This window comes from Pectobacterium aquaticum, from assembly GCF_003382565.3.
GTDB lineage: Bacteria > Pseudomonadota > Gammaproteobacteria > Enterobacterales > Enterobacteriaceae > Pectobacterium > Pectobacterium aquaticum.
Genome location: NZ_CP086253.1, coordinates 3,178,318 through 3,191,079, shown reverse-complemented (window position 1 = coordinate 3,191,079; position 12,762 = coordinate 3,178,318). Strand labels below are relative to the sequence as shown.

The 12,762-nt window shown below is 51.8% G+C and carries 9 protein-coding genes; 3 read left to right on the top strand and 6 right to left on the bottom strand.

What is annotated here, in order from left to right; translation table 11 throughout:
- Positions 1–13 precede the first annotated feature (13 nt).
- Positions 14–415 (top strand): Cu(I)-responsive transcriptional regulator, encoded by a 402-nt coding sequence (cueR, locus tag DMB82_RS14840; protein WP_010301271.1) that lies wholly within the window; start codon positions 14–16, stop codon positions 413–415.
- Between the two features lie 72 nt (positions 416–487).
- On the opposite strand, the gene DMB82_RS14835 is transcribed toward cueR, so the two are convergent.
- The 6 genes from DMB82_RS14835 to ubiG all read right to left on the bottom strand — a co-directional run bounded on the left by DMB82_RS14835 (position 488) and on the right by ubiG (position 6,858).
- Positions 488–943: an NfeD family protein gene (locus tag DMB82_RS14835; RefSeq protein WP_102116737.1), complete on the bottom strand. Its 456-nt coding sequence runs from the start codon at positions 941–943 to the stop codon at positions 488–490.
- Positions 943–1,857 carry an SPFH domain-containing protein gene (locus DMB82_RS14830; protein WP_039274670.1) on the bottom strand — a complete coding sequence of 305 codons (915 nt, stop codon included), beginning with the start codon at positions 1,855–1,857 and terminating at the stop codon, positions 943–945. The genes DMB82_RS14835 and DMB82_RS14830 overlap by 1 nt, the downstream gene beginning before the upstream one ends.
- 128 nt (positions 1,858–1,985) lie before the next feature.
- A complete protein-coding gene (gene yfaE / locus DMB82_RS14825; RefSeq protein WP_102116736.1) occupies positions 1,986–2,246 on the bottom strand; it encodes a class I ribonucleotide reductase maintenance protein YfaE in 261 nt (86 codons plus the stop codon).
- Between the two features lie 3 nt (positions 2,247–2,249).
- Entirely contained in the window at positions 2,250–3,380 is a 1,131-nt protein-coding gene (nrdB, locus tag DMB82_RS14820; RefSeq protein ID WP_102116735.1) for a class Ia ribonucleoside-diphosphate reductase subunit beta, read from the bottom strand.
- 123 nt (positions 3,381–3,503) lie between these two features.
- Positions 3,504–5,789: a class 1a ribonucleoside-diphosphate reductase subunit alpha gene (gene nrdA, locus DMB82_RS14815; RefSeq protein WP_116163793.1), complete on the bottom strand. Its 2,286-nt coding sequence runs from the start codon at positions 5,787–5,789 to the stop codon at positions 3,504–3,506.
- Positions 5,790–6,138: 349 nt separating this feature from the next.
- Positions 6,139–6,858, bottom strand: a complete 720-nt coding sequence (gene ubiG, locus DMB82_RS14810; RefSeq protein ID WP_102116733.1) for a bifunctional 2-polyprenyl-6-hydroxyphenol methylase/3-demethylubiquinol 3-O-methyltransferase UbiG — start codon at positions 6,856–6,858, stop codon at positions 6,139–6,141.
- A 261-nt stretch (positions 6,859–7,119) separates the two neighbouring features.
- Between ubiG and gyrA the strand changes: the two genes are divergently transcribed.
- The gene (gene gyrA, locus DMB82_RS14805) at positions 7,120–9,759 is read left to right on the top strand and encodes a DNA topoisomerase (ATP-hydrolyzing) subunit A (RefSeq protein WP_102116732.1); all 2,640 of its coding nucleotides are present in this window, start codon (positions 7,120–7,122) and stop codon (positions 9,757–9,759) included.
- 115 nt (positions 9,760–9,874) lie between these two features.
- Entirely contained in the window at positions 9,875–12,730 is a 2,856-nt protein-coding gene (gene rcsC / locus DMB82_RS14800) for a two-component system sensor histidine kinase RcsC (protein ID WP_116163791.1), read from the top strand.
- The last annotated feature ends 32 nt before the right edge of the window (positions 12,731–12,762 follow it).

Here is a 12,762-nt window from a genome sequence, read left to right as displayed (position 1 = left end):
CAAGGGGGAAATCATGAATATCAGTGATGTTGCGAAAAAAACCGGTCTTAGCAGTAAAACTATTCGCTTCTATGAAGAGAAAGAACTTCTGACGACGCCGCTGCGTTCTGAAAACGGTTACCGCAGCTACGATGATCATCACGTCGAAGAACTAACGCTACTGCGTCAGGCGCGCCAGGTTGGTTTTAATCTGGATGAATGCCGAGAGCTGGTGACGTTATTTAACGATCCGCTGCGACGAAGTTCGGATGTAAAAGCACGAACCTTGCAGAAAGTGCAGGAAATCGAGATGCATATCGAAGAGCTGAAAACGATGCGTGAACATTTGCTGGCGCTGGCCGAACAGTGCCCGGGAGATGGTGGCTCGGAGTGTCCGATAATCAATAATCTGGCGGGCTGTTGTCAGAAAGGGTAGCGTCAAAAAGAATAGTGTCAAAAAGGCTAGTGTCACAAAGGGGAGACAGGCTCCCCCCAATAATGCGTTATGTTAGTGCGCAGTCGGGCGTACATGCAGCGTGATACCGTCAACGGCAACCACTTCAACCTGCGTGCCGACGGGCAGATCTTGCTCTGATTTCACGCGCCAACTGCTGTCGCCGATGTTTACTCGCCCGAAACCGTTGATCACTGGGTCGGTTAGCGTAGCGCGCAGTCCAACCAGTTGTTGCCCGCGCTGGTTGAGCATCGACTGTGGGCGTGACAGCGTTCGTTTACGCAGCCAATACCACCAAAGCAGTGCCGTAGCGATCGTCAGGATGGCGAAAATCGTTCCCTGTAATGGCCAGCCCAACGGCATGATCCACGTTAACAGTCCAACCAATACCGCAGATAAGCCACTCCACAGCAAATAGCCACTGGCACCCAGCATTTCGGCGGCCAACAGCAGGCCGCCGAGCGACAGCCAGAACCAGTGCGCATTTTCCATCACCAGTTCAATGCCCATTAGTGACCTCGGCTATCTTTGCTGTCTTTAATCAGCTCCGTAATCCCGCCAATGGCGCCCATCAGATTGCTGGCTTCCAGCGGCATCATGATCACTTTGCTGTTATTGGAGGAGCCGATCTGCTGCAAGGCGTCGGTATATTTCTGGGCAACAAAGTAGTTAATCGCCTGAATGTTGCCTGCTGCGATGGCCTCGGACACCATTTTAGTCGCCTGTGCTTCCGCTTCAGCTGCACGCTCACGTGCTTCGGCTTCCAGGAAGGCGGATTGGCGCTGGCCTTCGGCCTTCAGAATCTGCGACTGTTTTTCCCCTTCAGCTTTCAGGATCGCGGCTTGACGCACCCCTTCGGCTTCCAGAATATCGGCACGCTTGTTACGCTCTGCTTTCATCTGCGCATTCATGGCGGCGATCAGTTCCGCGGGCGGACGTACGTCGCGGATTTCAATACGGGTGATTTTCACGCCCCACGGGTTTGTGGCTTCATCAACAATGTGCAGCAGGCGGGTGTTGATGCTATCGCGCTGAGACAGCATTTCGTCCAGCTCCATGGAACCCAGCACCGTACGGAAGTTGGTCATGGTGAGGTTCACGATAGCCTGTTCCAGATTGCTAACTTCATAGGCGGCTCGTGCGGGATCGATCACCTGAATAAAACACACGGCATCAATGGCCACATTGGCGTTATCGCGTGAGATAATTTCCTGAGAGGGGATGTCTAATACTTGTTCCATCATGTTGATTTTACGACCAACGCGATCCATAAACGGCACGACCAGATTCAGCCCTGGCATCAGCGTTTTGGTATAGCGACCAAACCGTTCCACAGTCCATTGGTATCCCTGAGGTACGATTTTGATGCCTGACCAGACGATGATGAGTGCAACAAAGATCAAAATAGGAATGACGGTAAGCATGTTTTAAAACCTCCAAGCTGTTTTATATCAGTCGAAAGACAATGTCTGCAGATAGTGTAACGCACTTGAGTATGAATGCGGGCAGGAAATGCGCCCGCCAGCGAGAGCCATAGGGGGAGTGGCGGGAATTAGATATCGAGTTCAATGTCGCCCTGCGGCATACAGCAGCAGGGGAGGATTTCATCCTGTTGGATACAGGCCAGTGGGGTTTGACGATATGCCACTCTGCCTTTTATCAGACGTAGACGGCAGGAACCGCAATAGCCGGAGCGGCACTGATATTCAATGCTGACTCGGTTGGATTCCAGCACATCCAGCAGGGAAGGGCCGTCGTCTGAACAGGAAAACTGCGCACCGGATGTGCGCAGCGTGATCGTTGGATTGCTCATAAATTACAGTTGGAAATCGCTTAGGTCGTCGTCGCTGATTTCTGAATCGATCTGACCGACCAGATAGGAGCTGACTTCGACTTCCTGTGGTGCGACCTGCACGTTATCGGACACCAGCCAGGCGTTGATCCACGGGATGGGGTTCGTGCGCGTCTGGAACGGCAGCGGCAGCCCAACCGCCTGCATGCGGATGTTGGTGATGTATTCCACGTACTGGCACAGAATATCTTTGTTCAGGCCAATCATCGAACCATCACGGAATAGGTATTCTGCCCACTCTTTTTCTTGCTGAGCAGCGAGCACGAACAGGTCATAACACTCTTGCTGACACTCTTCGGCAATTTGCGCCATTTCTGGGTCGTCATGGCCGGAACGCATCAGGTTCAGCATGTGCTGCGTGCCGGTCAGGTGCAGCGCTTCATCACGGGCGATCAACTTGATGATTTTGGCATTGCCTTCCATCAGTTCGCGTTCCGCAAAAGCAAACGAGCAGGCGAAGCTAACGTAGAAGCGAATCGCTTCCAGCGCGTTTACGCTCATCAGACAGATATACAGCTGCTTTTTCAGCGTATGCAGGTTCACGGTCACGGTCTTGCCGTTAACCTGATGTGTCCCTTCACCCAGCAGATGATAGTAGCTGGTCATCTCAATCAACGAATCGTAGTAACTGGAGATATCCTTGGCACGCTTCAGAATTTCTTCGTTGGTTACGATATCGTCAAACACCAGCGATGGATCGTTCACGATATTACGAATGATGTGCGTGTAGGAACGTGAGTGAATGGTTTCCGAGAAAGCCCAGGTTTCCACCCAAGTTTCCAGCTCAGGGATAGAAATCAGCGGCAGCAGCGCCACGTTTGGGCTACGCCCCTGAATCGAATCCAGCAGCGTTTGGTATTTCAGGTTGCTGATGAAGATATGCTTTTCATGATCGGGCAGTGCCTGATAGTCGATGCGATCGCGGGACACGTCGACTTCTTCTGGACGCCAGAAGAAGGACAGCTGTTTTTCGATCAGTTTTTCGAAAATTTCATATTTTTGCTGATCGAAACGCGCAACGTTAACCGACTGACCGAAGAACATGGGTTCTAACAACTGGTCATTTTTATTCTGTGAAAAAGTGGTATAGGCCATGAGTCTCTCCAAAAAAAATGCCGAGAGCATTTTTTAACGCCGCGAGTGAAGCACCCATAAAGGGCGGGCAGCGACGTTTGCGATAAAAGAGAAAGGCTGCATCGGCAGCCTTTCATTATTGGCTTAAATCTTACACGCGCCGCCTTCGCAGCCGTCGTCCTGCGGTTCTGCCAGCAGGTCGTCTTGTACATCTTCCGCGCCGTCACGGGTGTTTTGGTAATACAGCGTTTTAACGCCGAGTTTATAGGCCGTGACCAGATCCTTCAGCAGCTGTTTCATCGGGACTCGACCTGATGCGAAACGTGATGGATCGTAGTTGGTGTTGGAAGAGATCGCCTGATCGACAAACTTCTGCATCAAACCAACCAGTTGCAGATAGCCGTCGTTATTTGGCATATCCCACAGCAGTTCGTAAGAATCCTTCAGCGTTTCGTATTCCGGCACCACTTGGCGCAGAATGCCGTCTTTGGACGCTTTGACGCTGATGTGGCCGCGCGGTGGTTCAATACCGTTGGTGGCGTTGGAGATCTGAGATGAGGTCTCAGACGGCATCAGTGCGGACAGCGTGGAGTTACGCAGACCGTACTCTTTGATGTCGTTACGCAGCGCTTCCCAGTCGAGATGCAGCGGTTCGTTGCAAATCGCATCCAGATCGCGTTTATAGGTATCGATAGGCAAAATACCCTGCGAATAGGTGGTTTCATTGAACCACGGGCAAGCACCTTGTTCGCGTGCCAGCACATTCGACGCCTTCAGCAGATAGTACTGAATAGCTTCAAATGTCTTGTGTGTCAGACCGTTGGCGCTGCCGTCGGAGTAGCGCACACCGTTTTTCGCCAGATAGTAGGCGAAGTTGATGACGCCAATACCCAACGTACGGCGACCCATCGCACCACGTTCTGCGGCCTTGATCGGGTAATCCTGATAATCCAGCAGCGCATCCAGCGCACGCACGGCCAGCGTCGCCAGATCTTCCAAATCGTCTAAGCTATTGATGGCGCCGAGGTTGAAAGCAGACAGCGTACACAGCGCGATTTCACCGTTTTCATCATTCACGTCATTCAACGGTTTGGTCGGTAATGCGATCTCCAGACACAAGTTGGACTGGCGAACGGGGGCAATCTGCGGATCGAACGGGCTGTGCGTGTTGCAGTGGTCAACGTTCTGGATATAGATACGGCCTGTAGACGCGCGTTCCTGCATCATCAGGGAGAACAGTTCGACTGCTTTGATACGTTGTTTGCGGATGCTGCTATCCTGCTCATATTGCACATACAGGCGCTCGAATTCATCCTGATCGGCGAAGAAAGCATCGTACAGTCCCGGCACGTCAGACGGGCTGAACAGCGTGATCTCTTCACCTTTTACCAGACGCTGATACATCAGTTTGTTCAACTGCACGCCGTAGTCGAGGTGACGAACGCGGTTGCCTTCTACGCCACGGTTGTTTTTCAGTACCAGCAGGCTTTCCACTTCCAGATGCCACAGCGGATAGAACAGCGTGGCAGCCCCGCCGCGTACGCCGCCCTGAGAGCAGGATTTCACTGCTGTCTGGAAGTGTTTATAGAAAGGAATACAGCCAGTGTGGAATGCTTCACCGCCGCGAATCGGGCTGCCGAGCGCACGGATGCGGCCCGCGTTGATGCCGATACCGGCACGCTGGGAAACGTATTTTACGATCGCGCTGGAGGTCGCGTTGATGGAATCCAGACTGTCGCCGCATTCAATCAGCACGCAAGAACTGAACTGACGTGTTGGCGTACGCACGCCCGCCATGATTGGCGTCGGCAGAGAAATTTTGAACGTAGAGATCGCGTCATAAAAACGTTTAACGTAATCCAGACGCGTCTCGCGTGGGTAGCCGGAGAACAGGCAGGCGGCGACCAGAATGTACAGGAACTGGGCGCTTTCGTAGATATCACCGGTGACGCGGTTTTGTACCAGGTATTTCCCTTCCAGCTGTTTTACCGCCGCATAGGAGAAATTCATGTCACGCCAGTGATCGATGAAAGCGTCCATCTGGGCGAATTCTTCTTGGCTATAATCTTCCAGCAGGTGCTTGTCGTATTTGCCCAGATCGACCATTTTGGTGACGTGGGTCAGCAGAGCAGGCGGCTCAAACTGGCCGTAGGCTTTCTTACGCAGATGGAAGATAGCCAGACGCGCAGCCAGATATTGATAATCTGGGCTTTCGCGGGAGATCAGATCGGCTGCGGCCTTAATGATGGTTTCATGGATATCAGAGGTTTTGATGCTGTCATAAAACTGAATGTGTGAACGCAGTTCGACCTGAGAAACGGAGACATTGTGTAAACCTTCTGCGGCCCAGGTAATGACGCGGTGGATTTTATCCAAATTGATTTTTTCTTTACTGCCATCGCGCTTGGTAACGAGCAAGCTCTGGTTCATGTTGGGATTTACCTATTGGTGAAAATAAAAAATATCCCCTGTTTATTCACAGACGTGCCTCTGTGACTAACTCTGTGGATAAATACTAGATATAGATATTTTTTAATAAATGGCTACTACATGGTGAGTATTTTAGTCTGGATTCGTTTGAGTACAAGGCTTGATTTTGGTGTTAATTTCAGGTTGCCGAACCGTTGGTTTCTCGAAATCCTGATTTTGTAAGGGCTAAGAGGATGTCAATATTCTGTAAAAAAAATAAGTCGTGGTCGTTTTGTTGGTTTTTCAGGTAAAACCTAGAAAATTGCGCGGTGAAAAACCACGCAATTTTTAAGAGTGTTCTTAATCGGTTCTATTTATCGTGCCGAGTGTGCAGCATGTAGTTCACGTCCACGTTTGGACCCAGTTTAAAATGGTCCGTCAACGGGTTGTAGTGCAGCCCGGTGATATGCTTTTCACGCAGCGGTGTACTGTCGACCCAGTGCATCAGTTCTGCTGGTCGAATGAACTTCTTAATGTCGTGCGTGCCGCGCGGTACCATTTTGAGCACGTACTCGGCACCGATAACGGCCATCATCCACGCTTTCGCATTGCGGTTGATGGTCGAGAAAAAGACGTGTCCGCTGGGTTTGACCAACTTGGCACAAGCCTGCACCACGGATTGTGGGTCGGGAACGTGCTCCAGCATTTCCATACAGGTGACGACATCGTAGAGGCCCGGATGAGCGTGTGCATGCGCTTCTACCGTTTCCTGCACGTAATCGACGGCGACACCGCTTTCCAGCGCATGCAAACGCGCGACCTGCAACGGCTCTGTGCCCATATCCAGCCCGGTGACGTCCGCGCCTTCACGCGCCATGCTTTCGGCTAAAATGCCGCCGCCGCAGCCGACATCCAGCACTTTCTTGCCGAACAGGCCTTCCGCGTGCTGAGAAATATAGCCCAAACGCAGCGGGTTAATGCGGTGCAAGGGTTTGAATTCACCTTCTAAATCCCACCAGCGTGAAGCGATAGCCTCAAATTTGGCAATCTCCTGATGGTCAACGTTCGGAGTTTGATTTTCTGCATTCATGTGTCATCACTGCCTTTCGTCATCTTTATCCTGCCGCGAGTATACTCCCTTCGCGCGGCAACATGCAGCCGTGTCCGTTTTCTCTAAAGGATATCTGAGGAATAAAGTCCATTGGGAAAACAGTCTGTTCAGCGCGGAAGGGAGTTTCCCCCGAAACGGCGGTTTGTGATATAATTTTTCACCTTTTGAACAGTTCACCTTATCTGAACGGTTCACGTTTCTGAACACGGGTAGATGCCTAAATAGAGGGATAGCGGCTCCATGAGCGACCTTGCCAGAGAAATCACACCGGTCAACATTGAAGAAGAGCTGAAAAGCTCGTATCTGGATTATGCGATGTCCGTTATTGTCGGGCGTGCATTACCAGATGTTCGAGATGGACTGAAACCGGTACACCGCCGCGTACTGTATGCGATGAGCGTACTGGGTAACGACTGGAACAAACCGTATAAAAAATCCGCCCGTGTCGTCGGGGATGTCATCGGTAAATACCACCCGCACGGCGACTCTGCCGTTTATGAAACCATCGTACGTATGGCGCAGCCTTTCTCACTGCGTTACATGCTGGTCGATGGTCAGGGCAACTTCGGTTCGATTGATGGCGACTCCGCTGCGGCGATGCGTTATACCGAAATTCGCATGTCGAAAATTGCTCATGAACTGCTGGCCGACCTCGAAAAAGAGACGGTCGATTTTGTGCCCAACTATGACGGCACCGAGCAGATTCCTGACGTCATGCCAACGCGTATTCCCAACCTGCTGGTTAACGGTTCTTCCGGTATCGCTGTCGGGATGGCAACGAACATTCCACCGCACAACCTGACTGAAGTTGTGAACGGCTGTCTGGCGTATATCGACGATGAAAACATCACCCTTGAAGGGTTGATGGAACACATCAAAGGCCCGGATTTCCCGACGGCGGCGATCATCAACGGCCGACGCGGCATTGAAGAAGCCTATCGTACCGGGCGCGGTAAAATTTACATCCGTGCGCGTGCTGAAGTAGAAGCGGACGCGAAAACTGGACGTGAAACCATCATCGTGCATGAAATTCCGTATCAGGTGAACAAAGCGCGCCTGATCGAGAAAATTGCCGAACTGGTCAAAGATAAGCGTATCGAGGGCATTAGCGCGCTGCGTGACGAATCCGATAAAGACGGTATGCGTATCGTCATCGAGATTAAGCGTGACGCTGTGGGCGAAGTGGTACTGAATAATCTGTACTCTCAGACGCAGCTTCAGACGTCATTCGGCATCAACATGGTCGCTCTGCATCAGGGCCAGCCGAAGATAATGCCGCTCAAAGACATTCTGGCCGCGTTTGTGCGCCACCGTCGTGAAGTGGTGACGCGTCGTACCATTTTTGAACTGCGTAAAGCCCGTGACCGTGCCCACATTCTGGAAGGTCTGGCGATTGCACTGGCGAACATCGATCCGATTATCGAATTGATTCGCCGCGCGGCGTCACCTGCTGAAGCGAAAGTCTCGCTGATCGCACAAGCCTGGGAATTGGGCAGCGTGGCTACCATGCTGGAACGTGCCGGCGATGATGCTGCGCGTCCAGAGTGGCTGGAGCCAGAGTTCGGTATCCGTGACGGTTACTACTACCTGACGGAACCGCAGGCGCAGGCGATTCTGGATCTACGTTTGCAGAAACTGACCGGCATGGAGCACGAGAAGCTGCTGGATGAATATAAAGCGCTGCTGGCGGAGATCGCCGAGCTGCTTTATATCCTCAATAGCCCTGAGCGCCTGATGGAAGTCATCCGCGAAGAGCTGGAAGCGATCAAAACGCAATACAGCGACGAGCGTCGTACGGAAATCACGGCGAACACCGCTGACATCAACATCGAAGATCTGATCAACCAAGAAGATGTTGTCGTCACGCTGTCTCATCAGGGTTACGTGAAGTATCAGCCACTGAGCGACTATGAAGCCCAGCGTCGCGGTGGTCGTGGCAAGTCTGCTGCTCGTATTAAAGAAGAAGACTTTATCGATCGTCTGCTGGTGGCCAACACCCACGACACGATTCTGTGCTTCTCCAGCCGTGGTCGTTTGTACTGGATGAAGGTGTACCAACTGCCGGAAGCCAGCCGTGGTGCGCGCGGTCGTCCGATCGTCAACCTGCTGCCGCTTGAACCGAATGAGCGTATTACGGCGATTCTGCCGGTACGTGAATACGAAGAAGGCCGCCATATCTTCATGGCAACCGCGAGCGGTACTGTGAAGAAAACGGCGCTGACGGAATTCAGCCGTCCGCGTAGCGCGGGGATCATCGCGGTTAACCTGAACGAGGGTGACGAGCTGATTGGCGTCGACCTGACCGACGGTAGCGATGAAGCGATGCTGTTCTCTGCGGAAGGCAAAGTGGTTCGCTTCTCCGAGCAGGCGGTGCGTTCGATGGGCCGTACGGCAACGGGCGTCCGTGGTATCAATCTGCAAGGCGAAGATCGCGTCGTTTCTCTGATCATTCCTCGCGGCGAGGGCGATATCCTGACCGTCACGCAGAATGGCTTTGGTAAGCGAACTGCCGTCAATGAGTACCCCACCAAGTCGCGTGCGACGAAAGGGGTTATCTCTATCAAGGTCAGCGAACGTAACGGTAAAGTGGTTGGCGCGGTCCAGGTTGATACCGCAGACCAGATCATGATGATCACCGATGCCGGAACGCTGGTGCGGACTCGCGTGTCTGAAGTCAGCATTGTTGGCCGTAACACACAGGGTGTCACGCTGATTCGTACGGCGGAAGACGAGCATGTTGTCGGCCTACAACGCGTTGCCGAACCGGTAGAAGATGAAGAGTTAGATGGTGTAGTAACCGTTGAAGGCGAAATCGCCGAAGACGATGATGCTATCGACGACATTGATGGCGATGATGATATTGCTGAAGATGACGAATAAGTCTTTTTCTTAAGCCGGAACGAGTAGAGTAAGCCAGCGCGATGCGCTGGCTTTTTTTATCGACTCTCGGTAGTGTATCAGCCAACGGGTTTTCCCATAATTCAACGGTATCCACTTGAAATATCTCGCCTCATTCCACACCACATTAAAAATTTCCCGCTATTTATTTCGGGTTCTGGCGGTCATGCTGTGGGTATTGGGCGCGTTGATATCCATTTTTTATGTCACTAAAATATTGAATGAAAAAGAGTCAGAGCTGCGGCAGGCGTATAATCTAAGCTTTGATCAGTCGCAGGGTTACATCCGACACGCATCGGATATTGTGCGTGAACTCCAGTATCTGGCGGCAAATCGCCTAGTGCTGGCAAGAGAAAAAGCAGAACCGACAACGGAAGACGGTCCCAGTGTTTCTGCCTACGCGTTTGCTCCTGGCGCAACCTGTTCCAGGCAATATGGCGGGAATGCGGCACTGCTCTCGTTGAGTCATTTTTTCAACGGCTGGCAGGATAATTTCTCTGCTGTCTACGATCTTAACCGGGTTTTTTTTGTCGGCGGCGATCGGCGCTGTATGATTGATTTTGGCATTCGTAAACCGTCGATCGATCGCGATAATTTGCTTAAAAACGTGCAGGATCGGTTTCAGGAACAGAAAAAGAATCGAACCCAAACTGGACGTGATGAAACGCTTTATTGGATCACGCCCGCGTCTATCCCCGATGTTGGCTATTTATATGCCCTGACGCCGATTTATGTAGATAATAAGCTGGAAGTCATCATGGGGATTGAACAGACGATCCGCCTAGATAACTTCGTCACCATGGGTAAATTTCCGATCAATGCCAGGCTGCTGGATCAATATAATCAGGTAGTTTTACAGTTTTCCGATGACAAAGAGCGCTACGTTTCTTCGGTAGACAGCTATCCCTCCGATCATAACTATTTTGGCTATGTGAATGGCTATGATGAACTTATTCTGAAGAAGCCGCTGCCGCCGACGTCCTTCAGCATCGTGTATTCGCTGCCGTTTAAGGTGCTGCTTTCCCATATCAGCGCACTGATGATCAACATGATCGTGCTGAATACACTTTCGGCTATTTTGCTGTTTGTACTGGCGCTAGTGTTCGAGCGGAAAATGCTGTTGCCTGCGGAGGTGAATGCATTCCAACTGGAAGAGAATGAGCAATTCAACCGCAAAATCGTGGCGTCAGCACCGGTAGGGATTTGTATCCTGCGTATTAATGACGGCACGAATATCCTCAGTAACGAACTGGCGCACAATTATCTTAATCTGCTTACCCATGAGGATAGGCTGAGAATTACCCGCATCATTTGTGAGCAGCAGTCCAAGTTTGTGGATGTCATGACCAGCCGTAATCATCACCTGCAAATCAGCTTTGTCCATTCACGCTATCGTAATGAAAATGTGGCGATTTGTGTGCTGCTGGACGTCAGTGCGCGCGTCAAAATGGAAGAGTCGCTACAGGAGATGGCGAATGCCGCCGAGCAGGCAAACCAGTCTAAATCGATGTTTCTGGCTACCGTCAGTCATGAATTACGTACGCCGCTGTACGGGATTATCGGTAACCTGGATTTACTGCAAACCAAATCGCTGCCGCAGGATGCCAATCGTCTGGTTGCCGCGATGAACAACTCTTCCTCACTGCTGCTGAAAATCATCAGCGATATCCTCGATTTTTCCAAAATTGAGTCGGAGCAGTTGAAGATCGAACCGTGTGAGTTTGCGCCGCATGAAGTCATCAGCCACATCACCAGCAACTATCTTCCGCTGGTGGTCAAAAAACGCCTGACGCTGTACTGCTTTATCGATCCCAACGTACCAGTCAGCCTGTTTGGCGATCCCGTACGTTTACAGCAGGTGTTATCTAACCTATTGAGTAATGCCATCAAGTTTACGGACACGGGTTGCATCATTTTCGAAGTCGGCTGCCGCGATGGTTATCTGGAATTTGTGGTGCGTGATACCGGCGTGGGCATTCAGCCGCGCGAGGCGGTGAAGCTGTTTGACCCGTTCTTCCAGGCTGGGAGCGGTGTTCAGCGTCATTTTCAAGGAACGGGCTTAGGGCTGGCGATTTGTGAAAAACTGGTCAATCTGATGGATGGCGATATTACCATTGAGTCGGAACCTGGGCTCGGCAGCCTGTTTGGCGTCAGAATTCCGCTGTATAAAGCGCACTATGCTCCCGTGGCGCTCAACGCCAGCCTGCAAGGAAAAATGTGCTGGTTGAGGATACGCAATGCTCGGCTGGAGGCTTATCTGCTGACACTGTTGCAGGAACAGGGGTTGCAGGTGGTGCGTTATCAGAATCAAGCCGTGTCGCCTGAGGATGTGATGATTAGCGATTACGTGTCAGAAGAGGCCGTTAACGTTCGGGCGCATATCGTGATGAGTGGCGCACATACCGGGTTAGCACAGGAAGTGAGCGACGGGCACTGGGTGCAAGGGACGTCCACACCTCAACATCTGCCTGATTTGCTAGAGAGAATCTATCGCTCAGAAAGCGAGGATAGGGCTCGCTCCGAGATTTCCCCGCCGCTGACCAACTACGTACGGGTTGAGAATGGTGACATTATGATTCTGGTGGTTGACGATCACCCTATCAACCGTCGACTGCTGGCGGATCAGCTCGGTTCTCTGGGCTATCAGGCGATGACGGCGAATGATGGCGTAGATGGGCTGAGCGTGTTGAGTAAAAATCATATTGATATCGTGCTAACGGATGTCAACATGCCGAATATGGATGGTTATTTGTTCACTCGACGTATGCGCAAGCTGGGGTTACGTTTCCCGGTTATCGGCGTGACGGCAAATGCGTTGGCAGAAGAAAGAGAGCGTTGCCTCGGGGCTGGTATGGATCACTGTTTGTCAAAACCGGTTACGCTGGATACGTTACAGCAGGCGTTGGCGCATTACAGTAACGTGGCGCGTCAGGCGAGAACCTCTGTGAAATAACCTGCACCAGCGGCTGCCAGTGCAGGAGAGGA

Bases quoted from the DNA above. Each gene is read 5' to 3' on its own strand.
- nrdA (WP_116163793.1), bottom strand. From the start codon at position 5,789: ATGAACCAGAGCTTGCTCGTTACCAAGCGCGATGGCAGTAAAGAAAAA.
- nrdB (WP_102116735.1), bottom strand. From the start codon at position 3,380: ATGGCCTATACCACTTTTTCACAGAATAAAAATGACCAGTTGTTAGAA.
- cueR (WP_010301271.1), top strand. From the start codon at position 14: ATGAATATCAGTGATGTTGCGAAAAAAACCGGTCTTAGCAGTAAAACT.
- DMB82_RS14830 (WP_039274670.1), bottom strand. From the start codon at position 1,857: ATGCTTACCGTCATTCCTATTTTGATCTTTGTTGCACTCATCATCGTC.
- DMB82_RS14835 (WP_102116737.1), bottom strand. From the start codon at position 943: ATGGGCATTGAACTGGTGATGGAAAATGCGCACTGGTTCTGGCTGTCG.
- gyrA (WP_102116732.1), top strand. From the start codon at position 7,120: ATGAGCGACCTTGCCAGAGAAATCACACCGGTCAACATTGAAGAAGAG.
- ubiG (WP_102116733.1), bottom strand. From the start codon at position 6,858: ATGAATGCAGAAAATCAAACTCCGAACGTTGACCATCAGGAGATTGCC.
- yfaE (WP_102116736.1), bottom strand. From the start codon at position 2,246: ATGAGCAATCCAACGATCACGCTGCGCACATCCGGTGCGCAGTTTTCC.